Annotated in this window: 23 protein-coding genes, 1 tRNA gene and 2 pseudogenes; 11 read left to right on the top strand and 15 right to left on the bottom strand. The window is 43.4% G+C overall.

Annotation, left to right across the window (positions count from 1 at the left end; all coding sequences use genetic code 11):
* The first annotated feature begins 93 nt into the window (after nucleotides 1–93).
* Nucleotides 94–1,824 (top strand): dihydroxyacetone kinase subunit DhaK, encoded by a 1,731-nt coding sequence (dhaK, locus tag VXQ92_RS00130; RefSeq protein ID WP_416679845.1) that lies wholly within the window; start codon nucleotides 94–96, stop codon nucleotides 1,822–1,824.
* Between the two features lie 95 nt (nucleotides 1,825–1,919).
* Here dhaK and VXQ92_RS00125 read toward each other — a convergent pair whose 3' ends face one another.
* The 3 genes from VXQ92_RS00125 to VXQ92_RS00115 all read right to left on the bottom strand — a co-directional run bounded on the left by VXQ92_RS00125 (nucleotide 1,920) and on the right by VXQ92_RS00115 (nucleotide 4,917).
* The gene (locus VXQ92_RS00125; RefSeq protein ID WP_191113038.1) at nucleotides 1,920–3,194 is read right to left on the bottom strand and encodes a glutaminase; all 1,275 of its coding nucleotides are present in this window, start codon (nucleotides 3,192–3,194) and stop codon (nucleotides 1,920–1,922) included.
* Nucleotides 3,195–3,418: 224 nt separating this feature from the next.
* Complete coding sequence (locus VXQ92_RS00120; RefSeq protein ID WP_416679844.1) at nucleotides 3,419–4,225, bottom strand: SDR family oxidoreductase; 807 nt, start codon at nucleotides 4,223–4,225, stop codon at nucleotides 3,419–3,421.
* A 20-nt stretch (nucleotides 4,226–4,245) separates the two neighbouring features.
* Nucleotides 4,246–4,917: a hypothetical protein gene (locus tag VXQ92_RS00115; RefSeq protein WP_191113037.1), complete on the bottom strand. Its 672-nt coding sequence runs from the start codon at nucleotides 4,915–4,917 to the stop codon at nucleotides 4,246–4,248.
* A 176-nt stretch (nucleotides 4,918–5,093) separates the two neighbouring features.
* On the opposite strand from VXQ92_RS00115, the gene VXQ92_RS00110 reads away from it, so the two are divergent.
* Nucleotides 5,094–7,988, top strand: coding sequence for a valine--tRNA ligase (locus VXQ92_RS00110; RefSeq protein ID WP_416679843.1), 2,895 nt, complete (start codon nucleotides 5,094–5,096; stop codon nucleotides 7,986–7,988).
* A 49-nt stretch (nucleotides 7,989–8,037) separates the two neighbouring features.
* Here the strand turns inward: VXQ92_RS00110 and VXQ92_RS00105 are convergent, their stop codons facing one another.
* The 5 genes from VXQ92_RS00105 to VXQ92_RS00085 all read right to left on the bottom strand — a co-directional run bounded on the left by VXQ92_RS00105 (nucleotide 8,038) and on the right by VXQ92_RS00085 (nucleotide 12,067).
* Nucleotides 8,038–8,553, bottom strand: a complete 516-nt coding sequence (locus VXQ92_RS00105; protein ID WP_416679841.1) for a hypothetical protein — start codon at nucleotides 8,551–8,553, stop codon at nucleotides 8,038–8,040.
* Nucleotides 8,554–9,047: 494 nt separating this feature from the next.
* Nucleotides 9,048–9,458, bottom strand: coding sequence for a DUF4062 domain-containing protein (locus VXQ92_RS00100; RefSeq protein WP_416679840.1), 411 nt, complete (start codon nucleotides 9,456–9,458; stop codon nucleotides 9,048–9,050).
* A 131-nt stretch (nucleotides 9,459–9,589) separates the two neighbouring features.
* A complete protein-coding gene (locus tag VXQ92_RS00095) occupies nucleotides 9,590–9,964 on the bottom strand; it encodes an endonuclease domain-containing protein (protein ID WP_416679839.1) in 375 nt (124 codons plus the stop codon).
* Between the two features lie 229 nt (nucleotides 9,965–10,193).
* The gene (locus tag VXQ92_RS00090) at nucleotides 10,194–11,237 is read right to left on the bottom strand and encodes a molecular chaperone DnaJ (protein WP_416679838.1); all 1,044 of its coding nucleotides are present in this window, start codon (nucleotides 11,235–11,237) and stop codon (nucleotides 10,194–10,196) included.
* A 143-nt stretch (nucleotides 11,238–11,380) separates the two neighbouring features.
* Nucleotides 11,381–12,067 (bottom strand): carbonic anhydrase, encoded by a 687-nt coding sequence (locus tag VXQ92_RS00085; RefSeq protein WP_416680030.1) that lies wholly within the window; start codon nucleotides 12,065–12,067, stop codon nucleotides 11,381–11,383.
* A gap of 482 nt (nucleotides 12,068–12,549) precedes the next feature.
* Between VXQ92_RS00085 and VXQ92_RS00080 the strand changes: the two genes are divergently transcribed.
* Complete coding sequence (locus tag VXQ92_RS00080; RefSeq protein WP_064101580.1) at nucleotides 12,550–13,227, top strand: DUF421 domain-containing protein; 678 nt, start codon at nucleotides 12,550–12,552, stop codon at nucleotides 13,225–13,227.
* Here the strand turns inward: VXQ92_RS00080 and VXQ92_RS00075 are convergent.
* From VXQ92_RS00075 to VXQ92_RS00065, 3 genes are all read right to left on the bottom strand, one after another.
* Nucleotides 13,224–13,925, bottom strand: a complete 702-nt coding sequence (locus tag VXQ92_RS00075) for an HAD family hydrolase (RefSeq protein ID WP_064101581.1) — start codon at nucleotides 13,923–13,925, stop codon at nucleotides 13,224–13,226. The two genes, VXQ92_RS00080 and VXQ92_RS00075, sit on opposite strands and share 4 nt — an antisense overlap.
* A 276-nt stretch (nucleotides 13,926–14,201) precedes the next feature.
* Complete coding sequence (locus VXQ92_RS00070) at nucleotides 14,202–15,464, bottom strand: DcaP family trimeric outer membrane transporter (RefSeq protein ID WP_416679837.1); 1,263 nt, start codon at nucleotides 15,462–15,464, stop codon at nucleotides 14,202–14,204.
* 359 nt (nucleotides 15,465–15,823) lie between these two features.
* Entirely contained in the window at nucleotides 15,824–17,062 is a 1,239-nt protein-coding gene (locus VXQ92_RS00065; protein ID WP_416679836.1) for an MFS transporter, read from the bottom strand.
* Nucleotides 17,063–17,199: 137 nt separating this feature from the next.
* Between VXQ92_RS00065 and VXQ92_RS00060 the strand changes: the two genes are divergently transcribed.
* Complete coding sequence (locus VXQ92_RS00060; protein ID WP_416679835.1) at nucleotides 17,200–17,829, top strand: 1-acyl-sn-glycerol-3-phosphate acyltransferase; 630 nt, start codon at nucleotides 17,200–17,202, stop codon at nucleotides 17,827–17,829.
* A gap of 63 nt (nucleotides 17,830–17,892) precedes the next feature.
* Nucleotides 17,893–18,474, top strand: a pseudogene (locus VXQ92_RS00055) (patatin-like phospholipase family protein); the annotation flags it as partial.
* Nucleotide 18,475: 1 nt separating this feature from the next.
* Here the strand turns inward: VXQ92_RS00055 and VXQ92_RS00050 are convergent.
* On the bottom strand, nucleotides 18,476–18,538 hold the full coding sequence (locus tag VXQ92_RS00050) for a hypothetical protein (protein ID WP_404793942.1): 63 nt from the start codon (nucleotides 18,536–18,538) through the stop codon (nucleotides 18,476–18,478).
* Nucleotides 18,539–18,912: 374 nt separating this feature from the next.
* Between VXQ92_RS00050 and VXQ92_RS00045 the strand changes: the two genes are divergently transcribed.
* The 3 genes from VXQ92_RS00045 (at nucleotide 18,913) to putP (ending at nucleotide 21,957) form a co-directional block, all read left to right on the top strand.
* A complete protein-coding gene (locus VXQ92_RS00045) occupies nucleotides 18,913–19,386 on the top strand; it encodes an NfeD family protein (protein ID WP_064095698.1) in 474 nt (157 codons plus the stop codon).
* A 12-nt stretch (nucleotides 19,387–19,398) separates the two neighbouring features.
* Nucleotides 19,399–20,253 (top strand): SPFH domain-containing protein, encoded by an 855-nt coding sequence (locus tag VXQ92_RS00040; RefSeq protein ID WP_004279377.1) that lies wholly within the window; start codon nucleotides 19,399–19,401, stop codon nucleotides 20,251–20,253.
* A gap of 213 nt (nucleotides 20,254–20,466) precedes the next feature.
* Entirely contained in the window at nucleotides 20,467–21,957 is a 1,491-nt protein-coding gene (putP, locus tag VXQ92_RS00035; protein WP_416679834.1) for a sodium/proline symporter PutP, read from the top strand.
* Nucleotides 21,958–22,036: 79 nt separating this feature from the next.
* Here the strand turns inward: putP and VXQ92_RS00030 are convergent, their stop codons facing one another.
* Both VXQ92_RS00030 and prpF read right to left on the bottom strand, forming a co-directional pair.
* Nucleotides 22,037–22,945: a polyprenyl synthetase family protein gene (locus VXQ92_RS00030; protein ID WP_416679833.1), complete on the bottom strand. Its 909-nt coding sequence runs from the start codon at nucleotides 22,943–22,945 to the stop codon at nucleotides 22,037–22,039.
* Nucleotides 22,946–23,169: 224 nt separating this feature from the next.
* Complete coding sequence (gene prpF / locus VXQ92_RS00025; protein ID WP_416679832.1) at nucleotides 23,170–24,360, bottom strand: 2-methylaconitate cis-trans isomerase PrpF; 1,191 nt, start codon at nucleotides 24,358–24,360, stop codon at nucleotides 23,170–23,172.
* Between the two features lie 332 nt (nucleotides 24,361–24,692).
* Between prpF and VXQ92_RS00020 the strand changes: the two genes are divergently transcribed.
* The 3 genes and pseudogenes from VXQ92_RS00020 to VXQ92_RS00010 all read left to right on the top strand — a co-directional run.
* A complete protein-coding gene (locus tag VXQ92_RS00020) occupies nucleotides 24,693–26,045 on the top strand; it encodes an amino acid permease (RefSeq protein WP_416679831.1) in 1,353 nt (450 codons plus the stop codon).
* Nucleotides 26,046–26,136: 91 nt separating this feature from the next.
* Nucleotides 26,137–26,212 (top strand) — tRNA-Arg (locus VXQ92_RS00015).
* Between the two features lie 167 nt (nucleotides 26,213–26,379).
* Nucleotides 26,380–26,577, top strand: a pseudogene (locus tag VXQ92_RS00010) (integrase arm-type DNA-binding domain-containing protein); the annotation flags it as partial.
* 52 nt (nucleotides 26,578–26,629) lie between these two features.
* Here the strand turns inward: VXQ92_RS00010 and VXQ92_RS00005 are convergent.
* A partial coding sequence (locus VXQ92_RS00005) for an IS5 family transposase (RefSeq protein ID WP_416679830.1) occupies nucleotides 26,630–26,997 on the bottom strand: 368 nt, incomplete at its 5' end.

Below are 26,997 nucleotides of genomic sequence, written 5' to 3'. Positions count from 1 at the left end.
CGCTTTTACCCTTTTTAGTCTGCAAAAATCATCACTTTCATGAATAATAGACCAATAAATTTATCTCCCAAATCAATGACTATTGGTGTTCCAATGAAAAAACTCATGAACGGTGCTGAAAACATCGTTGTCGAAATGTGCAAAGGCTTTGTCCTGGCACATCCAGAACTTGCATTTAATGAATCTTATAAAATCATTTCCCGAAAAGAAAAACACCAAAATGTCGCCCTGATCAGTGGTGGCGGCAGCGGTCACGAGCCGGCACATGCAGGCTTTGTCGGCGCAGGTATGTTAGACGCAGCCGTTTGTGGTGACGTATTTGCATCACCTTCACAAATTCAGGTCTACAAAGCCCTGCAACATGTGGCAACAGACAAAGGCGTTTTGATGATCATCAAAAACTATTCTGGCGATATGATGAATTTCCAGAATGGTGCTGCATTGGCTGCGGAAGATGGCATTAAAGTAGATTACGTCAAAGTGGCAGATGATATTGCCGTTAAAGACAGCCTCTATACGGTTGGTCGTCGTGGTGTTGCTGGTACCATCTTCGTGCATAAAATTGCAGGTGCAGCAGCGTCAAAAGGTTTAGAGCTTGCGGAAGTCAAAGCTGTGGCTCAAAAAGCAGCGGATAACGTGATTAGTCTTGGTTTCGCCTATAGCTCATGTACTGTTCCTGCCAAAGGTACACCCACCTTTACCCTAGCGAATGATGAAATGGAATACGGCGTCGGCATCCACGGTGAACCGGGTATCCGCCGTGAAAAAATCCTGCCATCTAAAGAACTGGCACAACGTATTATCGATGACCTGTTCCTCGATCGTCCTGATCTGACTGAAGTTGCTGTTCTAGTTAACGGCTTTGGTTCAACACCAATGCAAGAGCTGTATGTGTTTAACAATGATGTTTGCGAACATTTGGCGCGCAAAGGCATCAAGATTTACCGCACTTTTGTTGGTAACTACATGACCAGTATCGACATGAATGGTGCCTCGGTGTCTCTTCTGGCAGTCGATGATGAGCTAAAAAGCTACTTAGATGCGGAAGCCAACACGCCCGCTCTTAAAATGGATGGTTCAGCAGCACAGCCTTTAATCTTCGCAACAAAAAATGCCGCAGCAGAAGATGTAATAAATACGGAAGTCGAAACTCAGCCTGAACATGCTGAAATTCAAAATGAACAGTTCACGATAGAAAATATGCGTTATGTCGTTGACGTAATGGCTGCCTGTATTATCAAAAACGAAGTGCCATTCTGCGAACTGGATGCCCATGCAGGTGATGGTGACTTTGGCATGAGTGTGGCTAAAGGTTTTAAACAGCTGAAACGCGAATGGCAAGGCCTGATTCAAGCGCAGTACATGGATGAATTTTTGCTGAACAGTTCAATGATTATCATGGAGCATTGTGGTGGTGCATCAGGTCCAATCTGGGGTTCAGCGTTTCGTGCAGCGAGTAAAGCCATTCAAGGCAAATCCACATTAACTGTGGCAGATTTTGCCGAGATGCTTCAAGCTGCGGTAAAAGGCATTCAAACTACTGGTGAGCGTTCATTTGGTCGTGGCGCTGTGGTGGGTGACAAAACCCTGATTGATGCTTTGGTTCCTTGTGCAGATTCATGGTCTGCCAATACCGACAAAACATTTAAAGAAAACTTTGTGCTGGGTGCAGCCGCTGCGGTAAAAGGTGCGGAATCGACCAAAGATATCGTGGCACGTATGGGACGTGCCGGAACTGTCGGTGACCGTAGCTTGGGCTATCCGGATGCCGGCGCACACGGCTTAGGTGTCATCTTTAGCGATATTGCAGAGCATATTAAGTAAATAACACCCAATAAAAAGCCTCGAATTCTCGGGGCTTTTTAATTTCCTGGCGAGGAGGATAAACCTTGCTTTCAATCAAGATGACAGAAAAATATTTATTGAAACTTTTCTAGATACTTGTCCAGTTTTTCTTTGACCACCACCCTTTTATTGCCCTTCATCTGTGCTTCACTCAAAATCCCTTCAGAGTCAACCACCACGACTGGATGGCCATCCTGCTTCAAACGGGCCACGCCTTCAAATAACATCCGGGCACCGACATTATGAATTAAGGTCAAATTGGTCAGATCCAATACAATCCGTTTTTTGCCTTCCGGTTCATCTTGCAATATACGTAGCAGCATTTCCGATTCGGTAAACTGTAATACGCCACGCAGTTCGTACACCACCACATGGTCCCTCTTACCGGTGAGATAACGGCTTTGCAAAATGGTTTGTGCCGAGGGGGTTCCTTCCATCAAATGCAGTCCCATTTCCCGGGACATACGTTCAAAAATTTCGACGCCGCGCGCACTATGTCCATGCTCATCAATACGTGGAGAAAATACAGCTATACCCACCTGTCCCGGCAAAACGCCGATAATACCGCCTGCGACCCCACTTTTAGCCGGAATACCCACCGTGGTCAGCCAGTCACCGGCAGCATCATACATCCCGCAAGTGAGCATCACACTCAGGACTTGCCGCACCACAGAACGGTCCAGCAATTTTTTACCGGTTTGTGGCTGAATCCCGCCATTGGCAAGTACCGCGGTGATCATCGCCAGGTCCTTGACCGTCACCTTGATTGAACACTGTTTGATATAACCATTTACAATCGCTTCTGGATCTTCTTCCAGCACCCCCACTGTACGTAGCATATAACCCAAAGATCTGTTACGAAATGCTGTTTTCAGTTCAGAGGTATATACTTCGGTATCAAAACTCAGCTCACGCCCCGCCAGACCACTTAAAAAACGGCGTAACTGTTCCGCACGGGATACTGTTCGTTTATAGGGAATCAGGGAATGGGTAGTAATTGCACCCGAATTGATCATCGGATTTTTCGGAATATTGGAATCCTTCTCCAGTGAAATCTGGTTAAAGGCCTCGCCTGAAGGCTCCACGCCTACTTTTTCCATGACCTTGGTCAAGCCGACTTTCTGCAAAGCCAGAGCATAGGCAAAGGGCTTGGACATGGACTGCATGGTAAACTCAACCTCGTCATCACCGGTTGAATAGATCGTGCCATCTACGGTCGAGAGTGCCAAAGCAAACTTATCCGGGTCTACTGCTGCCAGCTCAGGAATATAATCTGCCAGGGCACCTTTATCATTGTCACGGCAGGAAGTTAAAACATGCTTGAGGTAGTCTGGCACCGGTGTTTTCATCGACTGAGCTTATTCCAGTTGGCTGTTATTTTTAATTAACATACCGGCTTTTGACTTAAGTACCAGCGTGAAAAGGTAATTTTCTGCATATCCATGTTATCGGCTGCTTTCCCTGTACGTGCAATCCCTCCAGAAATGAATTGCATTTTTAAGTATTGTTATTTTTATTGAGGTTTTAAGAGACATAAAAAAGGGCGCTCCTGCCCTTTTTTACTCTGGATGATTTATTTTACTTTGGTTTTACGGATCATCTTGTACAGAACTTTTGGTGAAATACGTGAAACCAGTACGCCCAGTTTTTCTTTCTTGCCGCCAATCACGATATATTCTTCGCCGTTCTGCAAAGCCTGTACAGTCTGAGCCGCAAAATCTTCTGCGGATAGACCATTTTCAATCGCTTCATCTGGATGTCCTTGCGGTTTTCCTTCACCGTTTAAGGCGTTCAGGGATACATTGGTTTTGACAAAGCCCGGGAAAACCACCGAAACCTGCACGCCCTGCGCAGCGACTTCCGCACGCAAGCTGTTGGCCCACATGTGAATTGCAGCTTTTGCCGCCGAATAGGATGCACGATACTGGGTACCAAGCAAACCTGCCACACTGGAAATAAAGATAATACGTCCGGATTTTTGTTCCAGAAAAGTGGGCAGTACGGTTTTAGTCAAAAATACCTGTGAGAAATAATCCACTTCCATAATGGCACGTTCAGTCTGCATGGTGGTGTCCTGAATCAGGGCACGCTGGCTGAGTCCGGCATTGTTAATCAGCCAGTCAATCCGGCCTTTTTGCTGCAAAACCTGATCATAGGCATGACGAACCTGGCTTTCATCCGTGATATCAGCCGTGATAGAAATATGCTGTTCAGGATTGTTTAAAAGCTGACGTACCTTTTCCAGCTCTTCATGCCGGCGTGCAGTCAATACCATCTGTGCGCCCAGTGCAGCACATTGTTGTGCAATCGCCTTGCCAATTCCTGAAGATGCTCCGGTAATCCAGACCACTTTTCCCTTTAAGTCTTCAACTTTCGCCATGAAATCCTGTTTCCCTTGTTTTAATGGATGCGCTGAGGCATTTCGTCTTCCAGAAATGCCAGTAAATGTTCAAAATAATAACTCATGGTATCAGCATCATAGATGTGACTGAGTTTATCAAAACGTTTATAGCCTAACTGGGTGGTTAAATGAATCACCCCATTCAAGGTTTTATCGACGACCACATTAAATTTCAACATTTTTTTCGGTTGACGGATCAAATGTGTCACGCCCTGATCAATGACCTGGGTAAAGGCTTTTAAGGCCGGTGTTACATACTGGTGATTACCATTTTTCATCTGGTCCATACAGCCGAGCAGCTCCATCACCAGCATCTTTTCCACCGGATAACGGACAAAAGCATCACCGGCCTGCTCATACGTCATTTGATGCAGGTAATTCACCATCGGCATGAGCCGTTCATTGTCAAATAAGGAGACCGACCAGGGCATATATTTACGGGTAGTATGAATGATCTGCTGAATCACTTTTTCAGACTCACTGTTCGGCGAATTGGCAAGTTGCACAATCTCACCAAAAATCTGGTCAATAATTTCACAGGCCATATCGGCCAGATTTTCACCTAAGGGTCTGGCGAGACTGTTTTGCTCGCCGGCATTTAATCTGGAATGGATCTCTTTAAAGCGCTGATGGGTTTCGGGCCGAAGCTTGAGGGAAATGTTATAGCTCATCTTATTATCCTTTTTTTGATATGCTGCGATGAGTCGCGTTTTTTATGGTTCTATCATACGTTGAGTTGTTATACATGCCAATTGGCTAAAGTTTGCGTTTGGTTAAGCTGCCGCATGTACTATTTTTTTTGCTACAATAGATGCAATTTTTCATTCACTTTTGATCTGTTTAGACTATGACTGACTCAGCGCAAAATATCGCGACAACCTACGATCCGACCGAGATCGAGAAAAAATGGTACCAAACCTGGGAAGAGCGCGGTTACTTCAAGCCGTCTCAAAAAGGCGAATCATTCTGTATCATGATTCCGCCGCCAAACGTCACTGGCAGCCTGCACATGGGTCATGGTTTCAACAATGCCATCATGGATGCGTTGACCCGTTATAACCGTATGTCTGGTAAAAATACGCTTTGGCAGCCAGGTACGGACCATGCCGGTATCGCAACGCAAATGGTGGTTGAGCGTCAGTTGGGTGCTGAAGGTATCAGCCGTCATGACTTGGGTCGTGAAAAATTCATCGAAAAAGTCTGGGAATGGAAGGAACAGTCTGGCGGTAACATTACCCGTCAAATCCGTCGCCTAGGTTCTTCTGTAGACTGGTCACGTGAACGCTTCACGATGGATGACGGCTTGTCAAATGCGGTAAAAGAAGTATTTGTCAAACTGCATGAAGAAGGCCTGATCTACCGCGGCAAGCGTCTGGTGAACTGGGATCCTAAACTGCAAACTGCGCTTTCTGATCTGGAAGTAGAGTCAGATAAAGAAGAACAAAGTTCGTTATGGCACTTCAAATATTTCTTTGAAGACAAGTCAGTGCGTACACACGATGGTAAAGATTATATCGTTGTGGCGACAACACGTCCTGAAACATTGTTAGGCGATACCGCTGTTGCTGTTGCGCTTGATGATGAGCGTTATACGGATCTGGTGGGTAAAAACATCATCCTGCCAATTACTGGTCGTGCGGTTCCAATCGTTAAAGATGAATACGTCGACAAAGAATTCGGTACCGGTTGTGTAAAAATCACGCCTGCACACGACTTTAATGACTATGAAGTGGGTAAACGCTGTAGCCTGCCACTGATCAATATCTTCAACAAAAATGCTGAAGTACTGGCTGAGTTTGAATATATTGCGAAAGCGGGTGAGCAGATTTCTAAAACCATTCCTGCGCCTGCAGATTACATTGGTTTAGAACGCTTTGAAGCACGTAAGAAGATCGTTGAACAGGCTGAAGCTGAAGGCTGGTTAGACCAGATCCAACCTTATACATTAAAGCCACCTCGCGGTGACCGTTCAGGCGTGATTGTTGAGCCATTACTGACTGACCAATGGTATGTAAAAATTGCCCCGCTTGCGAAACCTGCGATTGAAGCGGTTCAAGATGGCCGTATCAAGTTCGTGCCTGAGCAGTACAGCAACATGTACATGGCGTGGATGAATAATATCCAGGACTGGTGTATCTCGCGTCAATTGTGGTGGGGTCACCGCATTCCGGCCTGGTACGATGCGGAAGGCAACGTTTATGTAGGTCGTAACGAGGAAGAAGTTCGTGCGAAAAACAATATTCCTGCCGATATTGAGTTGAATCAGGATGAAGATGTACTGGACACATGGTTCTCTTCAGGTCTCTGGACATTCTCGACTTTAGGCTGGACTGGCGACGAAGCAAAAGACAAAGCCAACTACTTCTTGAATACCTTCCACCCGACAGATGTACTGGTGACAGGTTTTGACATCATCTTCTTCTGGGTTGCCCGCATGATCATGCTGACCATGCACTTCATGAAAAATGAAGATGGGACGCCTCAAGTGCCGTTCAAGACTGTGTACGTTCACGGTCTGGTACGTGATGGCGAAGGTCAGAAGATGTCTAAATCGAAGGGTAACGTGCTTGACCCATTAGACTTGATTGACGGTGTGGATTTAGAAACATTAGTACAAAAACGTACTACAGGTTTGATGAACCCGAAACAGGCATCGAAGATTGAAAAATCAACCCGTAAAGAATTCCCTGAAGGGATTCAGTCTTACGGTACCGATGCAGTTCGTTTCACCTTCTGTGCGCTTGCCAACACCGGTCGTGACATCAAGTTCGACATGAAACGTGTTGAAGGCTACCGTAACTTTGCCAACAAAATCTGGAACGCAACGCGTTTCGTGATGATGAATGTCGAAGGTCAAACTATTGGTTCAGAAGCACGTCAAGACCTTTGGGAATTGCCTGAACAATGGATCGTAAGCCGTCTGCAAAAAGCGGAACAAGCGGTGCAAACCGCATTTGCAACCTACCGTTTAGATCTGGCTGCGCAAGCGATTTACGAATTCATCTGGAATGAATACTGTGACTGGTATGTTGAATTAACCAAACCGGTTCTGAACGATGAAAATGTGTCTGAAGAGCGTAAAGCTGAAGTACGTCGTGTTCTTCTTTCGGTGATGGAAGCGTCTTTACGTTTGGCACATCCGTTGATGCCTTATCTGACTGAAGAAATCTGGCAAACACTTGCGCCGAAACTCGGTATTATGGGCGAAACCATTATGTTGGCGCCGTACCCTGTTGCTGAGCAAGCATTGATGAATGACCAGGCTGAAGCAGATATGCAATGGCTGCAAGGTTTGATTGGTGCGGTGCGTAACATCCGTGGTGAGATGGGTCTAGGTAATGCGCGTTTGTTGCCTGTTCTGCTGCAAAATACAACTGATGCTGAAAAAGCGCAGATTGCACGTATTGAACCGTTGTTCAAAGCATTGGCCAAAGTTGAAAGCATTACCTTCTTGGCGGATGGCGAACAACCACCATTGTCTTCTTCTTCTGTCGTTGGTCACGTATCTGTATACGTTCCAATGAAGGGTTTAATTGACCCTAAAGCGGAATTAGGTCGTCTACAAAAAGACTTGGACAAGGTTCAAAAGCAACATGACCAAATTGCAACGAAGCTTGCAAATGAAGGTTTTGTGGCGAAAGCACCTGCTGCTGTGGTTGAAGGCGAGAAAGTGAAACTTGCTGAGTTTGCTGACCAGTTAGCGAAGATTAAGGCGAATATGGAGCAGATTGCAGCGCTTTAATACTGAAGTTTGATTCAAAAAAATCCCCTCAATTGAGGGGATTTATTTTTTATTCGACAATAATTGGAATTTCTATAAGCTCTTCATTTGCGTATTCTTCACAATGTAAATTTATAATTATATTTCCTTTCCCTTTCTCTAAAGGAAATAAATAATAATCATTATAAGAACGACCTAAGGTATGTAATAAATTGCCCATCTTAATGATTATTCTTCCTTGATTATCTAAATAATCATAATCACCTTGAGCATTAGGAATTTTAGGAACAGTTATTCCCCTCATAGGATCTACTCTCATTATTGAAGCAAGATTTTCTGAGTTATGACCTAATAATGAATTTGATAAACCATAAATACCTTTATATGGATTAACAGCATCTAATTTTTTCTTTTTAAGGTCAGCTTTCGCTTGACTAAGCGGGTTCCATAAAGGCGTTGGTATAATTTCTAAGCTCTTTTTATTCAGATCTTCAATTATTTTCAGTCTTTCTTTTTCTTCACCTTTTTCTTCAACGTAAATAAAATCAGGAAACTTTATTGAAATATACACTTGGTTAGCTTTCAACGTACCATCATTTGAAACTCTAAAGTTAATCTCTTTTAAACCGTTTTCTAGTATGGTCTTTAAATTTATCAATCTATTAAATTCAAGTATCTTTTCATCCGTTATTTCGGATAAATCATGATTATATTTTTCAATGCTTTCAGTAGATAAAAACTCTTTTAAATCATCATCAATAGCAGACTAATCAATAGGCTCTCTGTTTATATAATATAGCTCTTTATATTCTTGATATTTTAAAATTAAAGGCTTACCATCATTCAATTCTAAAGTTAATTTTGGTAGGCGTACTTGCAGATTACGCTTAAAATTTTCATTCTCTTCTCTAAGCTTTCAATTTTCTTCATTAAGATGAACTAATTCCACAGCTAAACCTTCATTTTGCTGATTTCCCCGAACCCAACCTATTAATTCATTATCATAAATAATTTTACCAAGACACTTATGAACAGCTAACTGAATGTCCTTTGTATCAACAAAGAATTCACACATTGAACTTAGTACTTTTTTCTTAAATTTTCAGGGTTTTGATTTTCAACTTGTGCAACAGTTTTTTGGTTTAATGCTTGATCTTTTATAACAATAACGAACAAAGGCTTTTTTATCGAAAGTGCATATTCATATTCTAAATGTGTGTAACTTTTTCCACTTTTTGTCTCAATAAATCCATATCTACCACCCAAAATCAGCATATAAATATCAGATTCATCAATCCATCTTTTGATTATGTCCCACTGACTCTGATTAGAACTCGTAAATAGCTCCATCCCTGCGGGTATATGTCCAGCTTGTAAGATGGCTTCAACTGCTGCCTGACGCTCATCAAGCAAATCTGTATATATAGAACTAATAAAAACTTGATATTTTTTTGCTGAACTCATCTTAATATTTCTTTTATCTTCAATCATCTAAGATTGAATCATAATCATTTTTTAATAAACCCTCACCCCAACCCTCTCCCATAGGGAGAGGGAGCCGTCACCTGATTTCATGCCTATGTGAAATCCAGAATGGAGTTCCCTCTCCTCTCAGGAGAGGGTTAGGGAGAGGTGATTTTGCTTTTTAATTCAAAACATCTCTGCCACAAATCCTCCAACACGACATCCATCCTTCTCAACACATCATGATTCCAATACCGCACAACGGTTAAACCCAAAGCCTCTAAAAACTTGGTGCGTTCAGCATCATATTCTTTTGTCTCATCTGTTCCATGCTGACTACCATCCAACTCAATCACTAAACCAATTTCATGACAGTAAAAATCCACAATGTACGGCTGAATCACATGCTGACGACGGAATTTAAGATTCATAAAACGCTTGGCACGTAGCAGTTGCCACATGAAGTGTTCTGCATCGGTGGCGGTGTGGCGCATTGATTTGGCGAATTCTAATAATTGAGGATCTATTTTCATTGTTATTTTCCCTCTCCCCCTTGCGAAGCAGTGCTTCTCATCCCAAAGGGAGAAGAAACTTTCATTGTGACTTTAATTATTGTTATTTAATTCCAATATTGAAATTCTAGCTTAAAGTTATTCTGTAATGGATTTCCCCTCTCCTGAGCAAGTTTTAAAGCACTGCTTTAAAACGAAGCGCAAGTGATGAGCAGCACTGCTGCGCAAGGGAGAGGCAATTCTAATTAAGTTAAAGCATCCCATGCCTTAAAAACATCTCCAAGCCACTCACCTTTTTGATATACATCAGGCGTTCTTTTTCTACTTTAATCTGCTGTTTGATGGCTGAAGTATCTTCGTCAATCTGCTTATACAGATCAGCAATTTGAACTTTCCCTTTCGCCTTTTTCACCGCAATTCTGGTTTTCGATGACCAGACCAATCTATGAATCAAGGCATCAATCTGCTCTTGTAATTTCTGGCTCTGTGCATCCAAAGCCAGTTGATAAAACTTGAGTTGCTCTGCGCTTAAACCTTTTTGTGAAACTTCCTGATCTTGTTCAATCTGCAGTTGCATTTTCAGTAACGTAAACAGATCCTGCTCTGCATAAGCCTCATTGGCACGTTGCAATAATTCAGTTTTCTTGATTTTTTTGACATCATTCACTTCACGGTCAGGGTGAATGATGGCAGCAATTTTTAAATATACGGTTTTCAATGACTGCTCTGCCATCGCTGTAACCTGTGCCTGTTTTTCCTGCTGGCGTTTTAACCTGGCTTGCTCACGTGCCTGCTGAAAATGATCTGATTCCCATTCTTCAAATACTTCTGCATCTGCAAAATCTGAGGGATTCTCACTCTTAAAGAATGTTTCCAGTTCATTAATTTTCTTTTGGCTTTTTCTGAATTGGGCATGTTCGGCACGTTGCTGATAGTAAGTGAAGATTTCATTCACTTTATGAGCTTGTTGCACCGACATGGCCTGAGAGTCTTTTAGATAATTTGCAAGGTACTGAATCTTTTCATCCAGTACCACCAGTTCTGCCTTGGAAAATGTAGTTTCCTGCAGGTGCTTCCAGAGCTGTTCCAGCTGCTTGAACAGTACACCATGCAACTCATGGTAGACTGGCATAAATGTTTTATGGGTATATTGCTGCAGATCTTCTTCAGCCTGTTGCCATTGGTGTAATTCCTGTTTCTGTTGCTCGATTTTATCAATCAGATGATCCAGCTTCTTCTGCTGTGGCGAAAGCGCTGTGAATGGCTGAATCATGGTTTTCAAGTCAAAGAGCATGGCAGGAGAAGGTCAAAGAAGAAATAATATCTATCTTAAATCTTTCAGCTTTGGTCACAAAGTCCTTTTCAGTGTGCCCTTCCAAAATTTGTATCAGAATTAAAAAAAGCAGACCAAAGTCTGCTTTTTCGCTCTCATATTGATTATTCCAGCACTACACGACCATTCAATGACTGCACCGGACGGTTATTGGGATGTCCCATCAGTTTTGCAAATTCCGAAATCTGCTTGGCAGAAGCCTGTTGAATATCTTTCAGAATCAGCCAGCGTACCCCTTCCGAACACGGCGGTGTGGTCAGCGAGCCGCTAAAACGATAATAATCCAGATTCTTAGGCAACATCTGATTCACAGGTTGTGGGGTCTTTAAAACCACTTTCTCGCCCTGCTTTTTCGGTAAACGGTTCCACATATGTTTGAGCATTTTGCTTTCCTGTCCCTGTTCAAACATCATCCCCACGACAGCCAGCTCACCTTGGGCATTGGCATGGACAAAGTGGATTTCCAGTGGATAGCTTTTGCCTTTAATCAGGTTTTCGCTCGGGCTGTGCAAATGAAACTGTTTTAGCACAAAGGTATCGCCATCCAGTTGCAATTCGCCACCTTGCGCAAAATCCACCTGAACAGTATGACCTTTATTTTCGATCGCATGAATCATGGTGTTATAGCTGAATTTGAGCGGTTCCAGTTCTGCTTTCACTGTTCGTTCAATATTGATTGGTGACTGGTTCAGACCGTTACAGGCCAAATATTTCTGGCTCAAAGTTGACCATTGTTCAGGCTGAGTATAATCCCACTCCGCATCTGCCCAGACTGCTGTACTTAAACCCATAACCGTTAAAAGCGTGAATATTTTTTTCACAATACATCCCTTGGTGGAAATCAAAATCAAATTTCTAATTTAAAAACAGTTTATTAAAGTAGTGTAATCACTCTATTTTTCAGGCCACAAACTACAGATTTTTATAGAAATGAAGTGATTTGCTTACAAATTTCTAAACACTCTTAGATATTCAAAATAAGTTATTCTGAATTTATATTGATAAATTTCAAATGGATAATACTTTTATAGATTTAAAAATAGCCAAAAAAGAATGTGATCTTCTTCAAATTTAATCTGCTGATTTTTTATTCATTTTTTACATGAAATATCTATCTTATTTTTATTATATTCAATAGCTGGATTATTAAGCTCAAGCTTCTTTTTTAAATAGAATCTATTTTTATTCATAAACTTACACAATCACAGCAGCAAATAAAATACTGATATTGCTAGACTCGAGCCAAAGAGCAAAATGAGGATCAAGAATCTAAATGGACTGGGCCACGATATTTATACATGACACCACCTGGGCGTTTACCGCAGAAATTTTGCTGCGTTGTGCCCTGATGTACACGATGATTATCCTGTTTCTGCGCCTGACCGGAAAACGCGGGGTACGGCAACTTTCCATCTTTGAAGTCGCTATCATTTTGAGCTTGGGTTCGATTGCCGGTGACCCGATGTTTACCGAAGATATTCCCCTGATTCAGGCAGTTCTGGTGATGTCGGTCATTATTATCATGTATCGTCTGACCACCTGGCTCATGATGAAATATCAGTGGTTTGAAGACTTACTGGAAGGTAAACCCATTTATATTGTAGAAGATGGACTGTTGGTCGTTGAAGAGATTAAAAAAGGTAAAATGTCGCATGATGAATTCTTTGCCGAAATGCGCCAGCAAGGTGTTGAGCATCTCGGTCAGGTTCGTACAGGTTTACTGGAAACTGACGGTAAATTCAGTGTGTTATTATTTAGCGATGATGAAGTAAGGCCCGGTCTTCCTCTTTTTCCTAAAAGCTGTTCTATTGTCAAACAGGCCAAGGCCAATGAGTTATATGCCTGTATTTACTGTGGACAGGTACAAACTCTTTCGAGTGCCGACCAGCAATGCCCGCGCTGCGACTCTACGCAATGGTCCGAAACACTTGACTGTTTAAGAGTAACTTAAGCGCGATTTAATAACTGCAAATGGGCAAAAATTTCCGGCAGATGCTGAATTTTATGCTGAATATGTTCGGCATCGGCATGAAAGCCCTGCATCCATAAGGCATTCATGCCGGCATTTTTTGCTCCCTGTACATCATTGACCGGATGATCTCCAATATATAGGCATCGTTCTGGTTGCACGTCTAGACGTTCTGCGGTGATCTGGAATATTTCCGGCTGTGGTTTGTTAAAGCCTACCAGTCCTGAACTGATAATTTCATCAAAATAAGTTTCAATACCCAAACCCCGAATCGTATTCAAACGGGTATCATGTCCGCCATTGGAAACAATGGCTAGCTGATAACCCTGATCTTTCAGCTGTTTTAATACTTGTATTGCTTGTGGCATTTCTACAGCGAAACGGCCAAACTGGCGAAACCAGAACTGGGCCAGTTCCTCTATGCTCGGAGGATTTAACCAAGACAATTCCTGCAATAAGGCATAAGCAGCCGAAGCGCCAATACTGCCATGCGTCAGCAGTTCCTTTTTAGGATAACCGCCATTATCAATACGTCTTACAATCTCGATAATTTTATCTGAATCGACCTGTGCCAATGCTGGAGCATAATATTCTGCCAGATAACGGCTATAGGCCTGTGTAGTCAGATCACGGTGGGTCAAGGTATTGTCAAGGTCAAATAAAACGGCTTGGATCGTCATAATGTTCAAATCAAAATGTTGAAGCTTTCAGTCATGGTAACAGCCCGAAACTGGGTAGATTAGACCTAAAATTGCTAAGTTTTGTTGTTTTAAGCATAAAAAATTGATGCTGAAGCACCGCTTTTTGATAGGAAAATAAAACTCTCGATTAGAATTTGTATTCTAAGCCTGTACAAAAATCCCTATGCTTTATTCAAAATAACCTTCTCCCAAGGTATTGATATAAAAAATCCCACCAAGTGGTGGGATTTTTTATATTTAGCTTCACATCATCAATTAGAAGCTATATTTACTCATTAAACCAATACGGTTATCTTTGAATTTTTCATTATTAAAGGTTTTACGCTCACCGTTGACATACTCAACACCAAACTCAAGCGGTTTAACTGGTGAATACACCAAGTTTAACCATGCTTGTTGTACCTCTTTGTTTGCAGCCTCATTGAGGTCTGCATAGTCTGAGTCTTTATCAGCAAACAATGCACCATAACCAAGTGAGGTTTTTAAGTTAGGTAAAATACTGTACGTTAAGCCCGTTTGTACCGCCCAAATTTCATTTTGCTCAATATTACGGTTACCTTCATCATCTACGAATGCAGCATTGGCATTGGTACCATACAAAATACCGTTTACACCTTTGGTATAGCTGACATCCAGCGTCGCTTTTAAAGGATCAATTACTTGATAGGTTGTACCTGCTGCTAGACCCCAACCTGCTTTACGCTTATTAGTGTCTTCATCTTTATAAACTTCAACTAAAGCACGCGCAGACGCATTACCTTTTTTGTCATCAAAGTTGTGTGCCAATTTAGCAGTCAATGTTGGCACGCTTGATTTGATGTCTTCAGCACTTGAGTTTGGTTTTTCTGCCGCCAAGAACAATTGCGTTGCTGGCGTCAAATCAAAACCATAACGAACCATTGGCAGACGGGTAGTACCACCACCGACGTTGGTGCTGAAGTCAATCATAAACGGTGCATGATTTGACAAGAAGTTAGATTGGGTTTGACCAATCAACCAATTTTCATAGGTTAAATATGCTTGACGTATACGGAATGAATCGTTAGTACCTGCGAAATCACTTTCAAGTTTACCGCCAACCTCTGCACCGTTAACACTGGTTTTAAAATCTAAACCCAATCGTGTTGTTTTTGCTGTTGCGACTAACTTGTCTCTAGTTTGACCATTGGTTTTAGCAACGTCAGAGAAGTCTCCTGCTGAACCTTCAATGATATAGTTTGCATCACCACGAACGAAACCATATAGCTTCACTTCAGTATCTGATTTTGTACTTAGTGCTTTCGGTGCAGCTGCTGATGGTTGTGGTGCTGCTTTAACTTGTTCAATCTGCACGGCTTGATTTTGCTGAACTTGTTGCTGCTGTGTTACTAATGCTTTTAGTGCTTCAACTTCTTGACGCAGCTGCTTAATTTCTTTTTGCTCTTGTGTTTCAGCATGTGCAACCGTCCCCATCATCAAGGTTGTTACTGCGACTGCTAATCCCTTAACTAAAAACTTTCGTGTTAAAACTTGATTCATTAAATTCTCCATATTGAACAAACGTTCATTGGCTTTGAAAGCTCACTGATTCCCACTAAAATCTAAAGCGTGGGGAATATCTATAATTATAAATTGACTTATTTTATTATCTCGCGAGATCACTCACGAACAATATGCATAGTTAAAAACCATCCTTATCATGTTACATGATTTTACTGGATTTATGATTTTTTACTATACCTACATAATAAGCCGTATAAAAACATCAGAAATTTAACAATTTTAGACTCAGTTTGAAATCATTTTTATCTCATACTTTTAGCTAAAATATGTATTAACGACACTTTTAAAATAATTTGATTGTTTTTAATACGGCTTTAATTGATGCGTTGCAATGATCAGGAGTCTTGCTGTGTTCTACCCCAAAATACGATAGGCCATAATAAAAACACACTGATCCATACAATATATGTTAAATACTGTGCATACCCCCAATAATCCCCGAATATCCCACTCAGACTATATAACCCACCACTCACTGTGGCCATCAGCGCCACCTGAAAGGTAAAATCAGTACCGGCCAGATGCTTGCGACTGTATTGCATGACCAAGGTCAGCATGACTACCAAAAGCATGGCAGAGATCATATCTTCTGCAGCATTAATCAGATAAATGATCCAGTTTTCTACTTTATTTTGGATTTCATACTGGGCAGCCAGCCAGGCATAAGCCATTAAAGTCATGATTTTCAGGACAGAGAAAATCAGTAAACTCCGGCTGCGCGACCAGTATTTCAGACACCAGCCAGCCAATCCTGCTCCAATCAGTGCCGCAAATGCACCAAGCATGGTGACATAAAGGCCAATCTGGCTAAAGCTCAGTCCGAGATCTACCATTAACGGTTTTAATAAAGGCCCGGATAAACCATCGGCGATTTTAAAGGTCAGTAAAACCAGAAGCCACCTCGCCAAGGTTAAATCTGACCAGAAGTATTGAAAATAGGTTTTTATATTGCTGAGTGCAGGTCCTTTATCAGCTGGCGTGATAATTTTTGAATGCTGAGGTTCTCTAAAAAGTAAAATCGGTAAAGTATTAACAAAAACCAGCGCAGCTAGCAACAGAAAAGTACTTTGCCATTGCAGCAAATCGAGCAGCCATAATATGGCCCCGCCTCCGACAATGAATCCCAGACGCGAACCAATCACCTGAAAGGTATTGCCCCAATGTTGCTGTTCATTTTTCAGGATATTGACCGCCAGTGCATCGGTGGCAATATCCTGCGTCGCACCAATACCATTCATCAGCAAAAGCGTGATAAAAAACAGCAGTAAATATAGCGGCTGGTTCAAAGCCTGAATGGGTAGAAAAGAAAGTCCAATCAAGACAGTAACTGACAGCCATTGCAAGGGAATAATCCAGCTACGGTAATGACCTTTGGCACTCGATCCATGCCGATCAACTAAAGGCGCCCAGAATATTTTGATCGACCACGGTATCATCAGCAGGCCAAAGCCCCCGATATGCGCCAGTGATACCCCTTCAGCCCGCAGAATGACCGGCAAGGCATGCGTCATAAATCCGACCGGAAGCCCCTGTGCCCAATACAGCGAAAACAGTAAGATATAGATATTCCGCATATGCAGGCCAAGTCCTTAGGGTGAAAATGCATTAACGGCATTTAAGATGCCATACATTTTGCCAATGATCCGGATTTTACAACAGTCTAATATAATCAAAAATAAAGAAAAATTAGTTTCAGGAAGAGACAGAAGTAATGACCCAGACACGTTTCCCCCGGTTACCGCCACATGTCCCGGCTCGTGGCAGCAAACTGAGCCGGACTTTTTTCAGGCAACTTTTCTTGGCTCAGGGCTGGCGTCTGGAAGGAGAATTTCCCGATTTGCCCAAAGCTGTGGCCATTATTTCTCCGCATACTTCAAATATTGATGCCTGGCTCGGTTTTAACGCCCTGCTCGGTCTCGGTATTCAGATTACGATTTTTGGTAAAGATAGCCTGTTTCGCACTCCCCTCAAGCCGGTTCTGGAATGGATTGGGGTCGTTCCAGTCGTGCGGGATAGTCCACAAGGTCATACCCGACAGATTGTCGAGATTATTGAAAAATCACCTCAAATCTGGGTCGGTATGGCACCAGAAGGCTCACGCAAGGGTCCTGAAAAAATCCGCAGTGGTTTTTATCATATTGCCAAAGCGGCGCATTTGCCGATTGTGATGTTTTCCTTTGACTATGACATCAAGACCATTCACATCTTGGGTATATACCATCTGACCGGTGACTATGAATATAATCTGGAAAAGATTTATCAGTATTATGAAGGAAAATTCTCGGCCAAAAATCCAGAGTGGGTAGCCAAGCCGTTACAAAAGCTTTTGAAAAAAGACTAGGCAAATACGGCTTTTTTTGATGTGATAGCCTGAATTTTGTTGATTTAATCACCAGTTTTTATAATGAAGTTAGCCCATTATGCCTTGATTGGCTGTCTTGGTTTAAGTCTTGCCGCCTGTGACAAAGCCACTAAAACACCCACCACTACCACGCCTATCAAAGCCCGCGAACCCGTCGTCGCACTTGCTCTCGGTGGTGGCGGTGCCAAAGGTTTTGCCCATATTGGGGTGATTAAAGTGCTCGAATCACATGGCATTAAACCGAAAATCGTTACCGGTACCAGTGCCGGCAGTTTTGTCGGCAGCCTGTATGCCAGCGGCAAATCCCCTTATCAGTTACAGCAGATTGCCCTGAATTTTAAAGAGTCGGATATCCGCGATTTAACCTTGAATCGGCAAGGGATTATTGCCGGACAAAAATTGCAGGATTTCGTCAACAAGAATGTAGCGAACAAACCGATTGAGCAGTTCCCGATTCGCTTTGCTGCTGTTGCCACTCGTCTGGACAATGGCCGCAAGGCAGATTTTATTAAAGGCAATGCCGGCCAGGCAGTTCGCGCGTCCTGCAGTATTCCGAATGTGTTTGTGCCTGCCGTGATTGGCGGCACCAAATATGTCGACGGCGGCCTGGTCAGTCCGATTCCGGTCAAGACCGCCAAAGATATGGGAGCTGATATTGTGATTGCTGTGGATATTTCTGCCCGTCCAGATGGCAATAAAGCCCTGAACATGTGGGGTGTACTGGATCAGACCCTGAATATTATGGGACAGCAAAGCATTCATGAGGAACTGAGTCAGGCCAATGTGGTGATCCAGCCCAAAGTCGGCCATATCGGTACTTTAGACCTGAAAGCCAGCAATGCGACCATTCTGGAAGGTGAAAAAGCAGCCCAGCTGAAAATTCGTGCCATTGAAAAAGCAATTACTGATTTCAAGCAGTCTCCTGCAGCACTTAAACCGCCGCGTCAGGCTAAATTTTGATGCACGATTTTTTTATATTCATCTGCGGCCGCATCTGCTACATTGAAGATCAATCATATAAAGATGATGATTAATTAAATACTTAGCGATATAGGTCACGATATGGAATTAGTTCTTGAACCTTGGCACTGGTTTGTATTAGGCATCCTTCTGATCCTGTCAGAATTACTGCTGCCCGCATTTGCTGCCCTTTGGTTCGGGATTGGTGCCGTCATGGTTGGTGTCCTGTACTGGATGTTCCCGATGATGGGACTGACCACCCAGATCCTGACCTGGATCATACTTTCTGTACTGTGTACGCTGCTCTGGTTCAAGTTTATCAAACCGCTTTCCACCGACAAGACTAAAGCGGGTCTGTCGCGTGAGGCGACGATTGGCCAGATTGGTATGGTGATTCAGATCAATCTGGATCATGGGCAAATCCGGGTACGCTTTCCAATGCCAGTTTTAGGCTCTGATGAATGGGAATGCCGAACTCTGGACCCAGTTCAGGTCGGTGACCGTGTTCGCGTCGTGGATATTCTTGGAAACGACCTGGTCGTACAACCTCACAGCACACATTATCAAAATCAATAAGGTGAATAAGCTATGTCTGGTGGTTCTATCATTGTTATCGCGTTTCTGGCCTTTGTGGCAATTACCATTTTTAAAGGGGTGCGGATTGTGCCGCAAGGCTACAAATGGATCGTACAGCGTCTGGGCAAATACCATACCACGCTAAATCCTGGCCTGAATTTTGTCATTCCCTATGTAGATGAAGTTGCCTATAAAGTCACAACCAAAGATATCGTTCTGGATATTCCTTCACAGGAAGTGATTACCCGTGATAACGCGGTTCTGCTGATGAATGCCGTGGCCTATATCAACCTGACCACACCGGAAAAAGCCGTGTACGGGATTGAAAACTATTCTTGGGCGATTCAGAACCTGGTACAGACCTCACTGCGTTCGATTGTCGGTGAAATGGATCTGGATGATGCCTTGTCTTCACGTGACCATATCAAGGCACGCTTAAAATCCAGTATTTCCGATGACATCTCGGACTGGGGTATTACCTTAAAAACTGTAGAAATTCAGGATATTAAACCTTCTATCACCATGCAGACCGCGATGGAAGAACAGGCCGCTGCTGAACGTCAGCGTCGTGCAACAGTGACTAAAGCTGACGGTGAAAAACAGGCCGCAATTCTGGAAGCGGACGGCCGTCTGGAAGCCTCTCGTCGTGATGCTGAAGCGCAAGTGGTACTGGCTGAATCTTCACAACGTGCAATTGACATGGTGACTTCCGCCATTGGTGATAATGAAATTCCGGTCGCCTATTTACTGGGTGAACAGTATATTAAAGCCATGCAAGATATGGCCAAATCGCCAAATGCCAAGACTGTGGTACTGCCTGCTGATGTGCTGAATACCATTCGTGGTGTGATGGGACGTCCTAACTAGATTTAATAAATACTTCATAATAGGCAGCCAATTGGTTGCCTATTTCTCTTGAAAATAAGAAAATCTCAGCAAAGATTGTGAATTTATGGTTAAATTTCGCGTTTATTTTTGAAATCTCCTGGATTCGATGTTGCCTGACTTTCGGATTAAAGTTTCTCGCATCTGTCACAATCCTTATTTCGATCTACTGTCCAACTTAAAAATGGATACCGTATGAGCTCCCTAAATCCAACCTTAATTACCTTTCTTTTTTATATTGTCGCCATGGTGGTGATTGGCCTGATCGCTTATCGTGCGACAAGCAACTTTTCCGATTACATCTTAGGGGGCCGACGTTTAGGGAGTTTCGTAACTGCACTTTCTGCAGGGGCTTCCGACATGAGTGGCTGGCTACTGATGGGTCTGCCCGGTGCAATTTATCTTTCCGGCCTGTCTGAAATGTGGATTGCCATCGGTCTGATTATTGGTGCCTGGCTCAACTGGCTGCTGGTCGCTGGCCGTTTACGCGTACATACCGAAGTCCAGCATAATGCCCTGACCCTGCCGGATTATTTCTCGAATCGCTTCAATGACCAGAAAAAAATCCTGCGTGTAGTTTCTGCATTCGTCATTCTGATTTTCTTTGCGATTTACTGTGCTTCCGGCATGGTTGCAGGCGCTCGTCTGTTCGAAAGCATGTTTGGCCTGTCTTACAGCACTGCGCTTTGGATCAGTGCCATTGCCACCATCAGCTATGTGTTTATTGGTGGCTTCCTGGCGGTGAGCTGGACCGATACCATTCAGGCAGGTCTGATGATTTTCGCCCTGTTGCTGACGCCAATCGTGACCTTGATGGCATTTTCAGATATGTCCCAGGTGACTTTGGCACTGGAAGCTGCTCGTCCTCAAGCAATGAATATTCTGGGTGATCTGAGCTTTGTTGCGATTATTTCCCTGCTCGCCTGGGGTCTGGGTTACTTTGGCCAGCCGCATATTCTGGTGCGCTTCATGGCAGCAGATTCGGTCAAGTCGATTCCAAATGCACGCCGCATTGGCATGACCTGGATGATTCTATGTCTGGGTGGTGCGGTGGCAGCCGGCTTCTTCGGGATCGCCTATTTCCAGCAGCATCCAGAACTGGCAGCTGCAGTGAATGCCAATCCTGAAACAGTATTTATGGAACTGACCAAAATCCTGTTTAACCCATGGATTGCAGGTGTGGTGCTTGCTGCCATTCTTGCCGCAGTAATGAGTACTTTAAGCTGTCAGCTCTTGGTCTGCTCAAGTACCCTGACTGAAGATTTCTATAAGTCTTTCCTGCGTAAAAATGCCTCGCAAAAAGAACTGGTCTGGGTTGGCCGTTTGATGGTACTGCTGATTGCCTTGCTGGCAATCTGGATGGCAGGTAATCCTGAATCCAAAGTACTTGGTCTGGTGGCTTATGCATGGGCAGGTTTTGGTGCCGCCTTTGGTCCGCTGATTATCCTGTCATTGTTCTGGAAACGTATGACCTTGAATGGTGCCTTGGTGGGAATGATCGTGGGTGCAGTCGTGGTTATTTTCTGGAAGAACCTGTTTGCAGACACTGGCCTGTATGAAATCGTTCCTGGCTTTATCTGTTCAATGCTGGCGATTGTGGTGGTGAGTCTGATGGGTAAAGCACCAACAGCAGAAGTGACTGACCGTTTTGAAGAAGCTGAACGCCTGTACAACGAAAGCAAATAATTCTGTAGCAACTAAAAAAGAGGACTTGAAGTCCTCTTTTTTATGGAATGCTCTTATACACCTAAGAAGAATGTTGCAATCAGCTTTTGCGCATGAGCAGGAACCGGGTAATTTGCATCAACTCTTCCGCCTGACCTTCAAAATGGGCAAGTGCCGTTAAGGCTTGATCATGTAACTGCTGTGCATAGGCTTGGGCCTGCGCCAGACCCATCAATGCCGGATAGGTCGATTTCTCTACCTGTTCATCCTTGCCGGCTGTTTTCCCCAACACTTCGGTATCGGAAATAATATCCAGAATATCATCCTGTACCTGGAAGGCCAGACCAATCGCCTGTCCAAACTCACGTAATTTAGGAATGGCCAGATCGGTACCTTCAAAGATTGTCACCGCCGCCATCATGATCGCGGCACTAATCAAAGCACCAGTTTTATTGCGATGGATGGTTTCCAGTGCCTGCTGATCGATTTTTTTGCCTTCAGATTGTAAATCTAAAACCTGACCATTCACCATTTTAGAAGAAGCGGTTGCCAGAATCTGCATCTGTTTCAGTACAATGGAAGCTTCTACCGCTGGCCCCTGATCAAACAGACGGCTACCCAAAATTTCAAAAGCCATAGACTGCAAGATATCACCTGCCAAAAGCGCGGTATCTTCTCCATAAGCCACATGACAGGTTGGCTGGCCACGGCGCAACAAATCATTGTCCATACACGGCAGATCATCATGGGCCAGTGAATAGCAGTGAATAAACTCGATCGCAACCGCTGCACGGCGCACTGCAGCACTATTCTGGTTGGGTTTTAATGCAGCGGTGGCATAGCATAGCGCTGGACGTACCCGCTTGCCACCCAGCATCACAGCATGATGGACTGCCGACCTTAAAGGTTCCGAAATGGCAAAGGCTTCCAGAGCAGTCAATAAATCCTGTTGAATGCGATGTTGTGCTTGTGTGAGTGCATGGGTTGATACGTCAGTGATAGATGACACATTCGCCTCGAATACGTAGTCCAGAAGAATAAAATGACAAGCGAATAAATGCCTGTACGCTGATCAGGCATTGTACCTAGAAATGCCTTGAATTTTCAGCCATAAATCGAATTGTTCTACTGAAATTTGCCATTCAACATCAAATAAGCAAGTCAGAGATTTTAAACCATAAAAAACCACCGTAGAACCGGTGGTTTTATTCAGTCTAAAAGTATGCACGGCTTTTAAACGAGCACATCTTCTGGTACGCGCACCCAGCCTTCCATCAATACGCGGGCACTGCGGCTCATAATCGCTTTCTTCACTTTCCACTCACCATTTTCAAAACTTGCTTGAGCACCCACTCTCAAAGTCCCCGAAGGATGACCGAAATGTACCGCTTCACGCTCTACTCCGCCTGCGACCCGGTTTACCAATGTACCGGGAATGGCAGCTGCCGTACCAATGGCCACAGCAGCCGTGCCCATCATGGCATGATGGAGTTTGCCCATAGACAAGGCACGAACCAGAATATCGGTATCAGATTCGGTGACCGTCTTGCCACTGGACGAAGTATAAGTTTTAGATGGGGCAATAAATGCAATTTTCGGGGTATGTTGTCGGGTAACTGCTTCTGCAATATCCTGAATCAGCCCCATTTTCTTCGCAGCATAGGCACGAATCGTTTCAAATTTTGCCAGGGCTGCTACATCATTATTAATCTGATCCTGAAGTTCGGTGCCCTTATAGCCGAGATCTCCAGCATTCAAAAATACGGTTGGAATACCGGCATTAATCATCGTCACTTCGAAACTGCCAATATTGGGGACTTCCAATGTATCGACCAGATTGCCTGTCGGAAACATGGAACCGCCTTCTGCATCATCATCGGCAGGGTCCAGAAACTCGATCTGCACTTCGGCTGCAGGAAAGGTGACGCCATCCAATTCGAAATCACCCAATTCCTGTACCTGTCCACTCTGTATCGGCACATGCGCAATAATGGTTTTCTGAATATTGGCCTGCCAGATGCGTACCTTACACAACCCGTTTTCAGGAATACGTTCGGCATCGACCAGCCCGTTGGAAATAGCGAATGCCCCGACTGCCGCAGTCAGATTGCCGCAGTTACCGCTCCAGTCGATATAAGGGCGCTCAATTGACACCTGACCAAATAAATAATCGACATCATGATCGGCGTGCTGGCTTTTCGACAGGATGACCGTTTTACTGGTACTGGAACTGGCACCCCCCATGCCATCGATCTGCTTCCCATAAGGGTCTGGGCTACCAATCACACGTAGCAAAAGCTGATCACGAATCCGGCCAGCCTGTTGTGCCTGTGCAGGCAGATCATCCAGCTTAAAGAAAACACCTTTGCTGGTTCCTCCACGCATATAGGTTGCAGGAATCTTGATTTGGACTGCAGAATTCATGACTTATTTCATCCTTTGAATTGTCTTTGTTGTGGTAGTGCTTATGGAATATTTGTACCAAGAGTATAATCAGTTTCAGGCCAAGTGAGTGCAGTGTTCCGACCTAAGTATAAAAAACCGGCATTTGTATGCAGGCAAAAAAACAGAAAACTCATCAGTTATAATTAAAATAAAATTAATATATTGATTCATATATGGTTTCTTTAATTCGTTTTTTATAATTTTTTATTATAAACACCATAATAATATTTCATTCAAATGCTTGTACTAGGTTTCTTAACTTTCATCCTTTACAATCTTCATACTTATTTTCCATTGTCGGGCTGAACACTTTGAATAACGAGTCTTCACAACTTCAGCGTGGCTTAAAGAACCGTCATATTCAATTGATCGCCATGGGCGGCGCAATTGGCACAGGCTTATTCTTAGGTTCCGCACAGGTGATCCAATCTGCGGGTCCTTCCATTATTTTGGGCTATGCCATTGGTGGCTTGATTGCATTTTTAATCATGCGTCAATTGGGTGAGATGATTGTTCATGAACCTGTCGCAGGTTCATTCAGCCATTTTGCTTATAAATACTGGGGCAAATTCCCCGGTTTCCTTGCGGGCTGGAACTACTGGATTTTGTATATCCTGGTGGCCATGACCGAACTCACCGCTGTTGCGAAATATATCAACTACTGGTGGCCTCATATTCCAGCCTGGGCATCGGTACTGTTTTTCTTTATCGTGATTACACTGGTCAACCTCGGCAATGTAAAATTCTACGGTGAATCGGAATTCTGGCTATCTATCATTAAAGTAACTGCGGTTATCTCGATGATTGTCTTTGGCTTGTATCTGATCCTGACAGCTGATGCTTCTTCAGGTGCCTCTTTTAGCAACCTCTGGACCGCGGGTGGTTTCTTCCCGAATGGTTTTGAAGGTCTGTTCTATATGCTGGCCTTCCTGATGTTTGCCTTTGGTGGTATCGAACTGATCGGTATGGCTGCAGCAGAAGCTGAAAATCCGGAAAAAACCATTCCGAAAGCCATTAATCAGGTCGTGTTCCGTATTCTTATTTTCTATGTCGGTGCCCTGACCATTCTGTTGTCTTTGGTGCCTTGGAACCAGCTGGAGCTCGGTGGTCTGGACAAAAGCCCGTTCGTGATGATTTTCAGCCAGCTGGGTATCGACTGGGCTGCACATCTGCTTAACTTTATTATCCTGACTGCAGCGCTGTCTGTGTATAACAGTGGTATGTATGCCAACAGCCGTATGTTGTATGGTCTGGCTCAGCAAGGAAACGCACCTAAAGTATTCATGAAAGTGAATAAACAAGGTACGCCGATTCCTGCCGTATTATTCTCTGCTGTACTGATTTTTGGCTGTGTAGTGCTTAATTACTTCGTACCTGAAGATGCCTTAAGCCACCTAATTTATATTGTAGTCGGTGCACTTGTACTTAACTGGGCCATGATCAGTCTGACCCATCTCAAGTTTATCCAGACTATGAAGAAACAGGGCATCGTAACCAAATTCCCGGCGCTCTGGTCCCCTGCAAGCAATATACTGGTATTGGCCTTTATCGCCACCATCCTGTACATCATGTGGACACAAGGTTTTCAGGAATCTGTCTATATGATTCCCGTCTGGATCGTGGTGATGTATATCGTATTTAAACTGCTACATTCAAAAAAATAACGGAAAAATCTTCTTATTCCTGATTTTTAAAGTTATTGCTTCGGCAATAACTTTTTTTTTTGTGTTTTTTGCAGTACATTAGCCTTCTTTTGCGCCCTTAGCTTAACTGGATAGAGCAGTTGCCTCCTAAGCGACCGACGTGGGTTCGAGTCCCGCAGGGCGCACCACCCCAATAGCAAAATATAAAACAATTTAGTTAAAAGACGTTTATATTCATACATATATACCAAAAACATAGAAGAATATAGGTAAATATATAAGGATATAGTTGCAAAATATAAGGATATGATTGAGGATATATACAGTTCTACTCAATATGTATCCTTATTCAATCATGGCCAAAAAGACTATCCCTCTATCTGACTCCAAGTGCACCGGAGCAAAACCGCAGGAAAAAGACTACTCTTTGTATGATGGTCATGGACTTATTTTGTTCATCCGAAAGAGTGGCTCAAAGGTGTGGCGCTTTAAATACAAAAGGGCCAATGGTAAAGATGGATTAATGACTTTAGGCAACTTCCCTGCTTTAAGCGGCTTTGTTGCATAAACATTCAAAAGCTGAGTTTTCCCCAATCCATTCAAATTTAAGTGACAACTTGGGTGTGAGGTCTACCTAATTCCGTAAATCTATTCAGAACTGCCACACGCGCATGAACTTCATTGACCTGACTTTGAAAATGTCTTGCCGTCAGCTTATCTCCTAATAATTTGATGCAATGCATCTTGGTTTCCACCAAACTGCGACGGTGATAGCCCGACCATTTTTTCCATAGGGTTCTGCCTAAATGCTTAACCGTTTGAAGTAACTCATTTCGTTCTATTGAACTGATTTTAGAATCTTTCCAGGGCTTGGCATTCTTCCTGGGTGGAATTACTGCATGTGCTTGACGATCTGAAATCACTTGTCTGCAGCACTTCGTGTCGTACGCCCCATCGGTATAGACAGAATCTA

This window comes from Acinetobacter sp. 228 (genome assembly GCF_048147885.1).
Note: the sequence above shows the minus strand (reverse complement) of the source record. Positions and strands in the feature narration are given on the sequence as shown.

Bases quoted from the DNA above. Each gene is read 5' to 3' on its own strand.
- VXQ92_RS00085 (WP_416680030.1), bottom strand. From the start codon at position 12,067: ATGGGTTTAAGTACAGCAGTCTGGGCAGATGCGGAGTGGGATTATACT.
- VXQ92_RS00075 (WP_064101581.1), bottom strand. From the start codon at position 13,925: ATGACGATCCAAGCCGTTTTATTTGACCTTGACAATACCTTGACCCAC.
- VXQ92_RS00125 (WP_191113038.1), bottom strand. From the start codon at position 3,194: ATGAAAACACCGGTGCCAGACTACCTCAAGCATGTTTTAACTTCCTGC.
- VXQ92_RS00045 (WP_064095698.1), top strand. From the start codon at position 18,913: ATGGAATTAGTTCTTGAACCTTGGCACTGGTTTGTATTAGGCATCCTT.
- VXQ92_RS00070 (WP_416679837.1), bottom strand. From the start codon at position 15,464: ATGAATCAAGTTTTAACACGAAAGTTTTTAGTTAAGGGATTAGCAGTC.
- VXQ92_RS00065 (WP_416679836.1), bottom strand. From the start codon at position 17,062: ATGCGGAATATCTATATCTTACTGTTTTCGCTGTATTGGGCACAGGGG.
- VXQ92_RS00060 (WP_416679835.1), top strand. From the start codon at position 17,200: ATGACCCAGACACGTTTCCCCCGGTTACCGCCACATGTCCCGGCTCGT.
- prpF (WP_416679832.1), bottom strand. From the start codon at position 24,360: ATGAATTCTGCAGTCCAAATCAAGATTCCTGCAACCTATATGCGTGGA.
- putP (WP_416679834.1), top strand. From the start codon at position 20,467: ATGAGCTCCCTAAATCCAACCTTAATTACCTTTCTTTTTTATATTGTC.
- VXQ92_RS00110 (WP_416679843.1), top strand. From the start codon at position 5,094: ATGACTGACTCAGCGCAAAATATCGCGACAACCTACGATCCGACCGAG.
- VXQ92_RS00120 (WP_416679844.1), bottom strand. From the start codon at position 4,225: ATGGCGAAAGTTGAAGACTTAAAGGGAAAAGTGGTCTGGATTACCGGA.
- dhaK (WP_416679845.1), top strand. From the start codon at position 94: ATGAAAAAACTCATGAACGGTGCTGAAAACATCGTTGTCGAAATGTGC.
- VXQ92_RS00090 (WP_416679838.1), bottom strand. From the start codon at position 11,237: ATGCTCTTTGACTTGAAAACCATGATTCAGCCATTCACAGCGCTTTCG.
- VXQ92_RS00080 (WP_064101580.1), top strand. From the start codon at position 12,550: ATGGACTGGGCCACGATATTTATACATGACACCACCTGGGCGTTTACC.
- VXQ92_RS00100 (WP_416679840.1), bottom strand. From the start codon at position 9,458: ATGATTGAAGATAAAAGAAATATTAAGATGAGTTCAGCAAAAAAATAT.
- VXQ92_RS00040 (WP_004279377.1), top strand. From the start codon at position 19,399: ATGTCTGGTGGTTCTATCATTGTTATCGCGTTTCTGGCCTTTGTGGCA.
- VXQ92_RS00115 (WP_191113037.1), bottom strand. From the start codon at position 4,917: ATGAGCTATAACATTTCCCTCAAGCTTCGGCCCGAAACCCATCAGCGC.
- VXQ92_RS00095 (WP_416679839.1), bottom strand. From the start codon at position 9,964: ATGAAAATAGATCCTCAATTATTAGAATTCGCCAAATCAATGCGCCAC.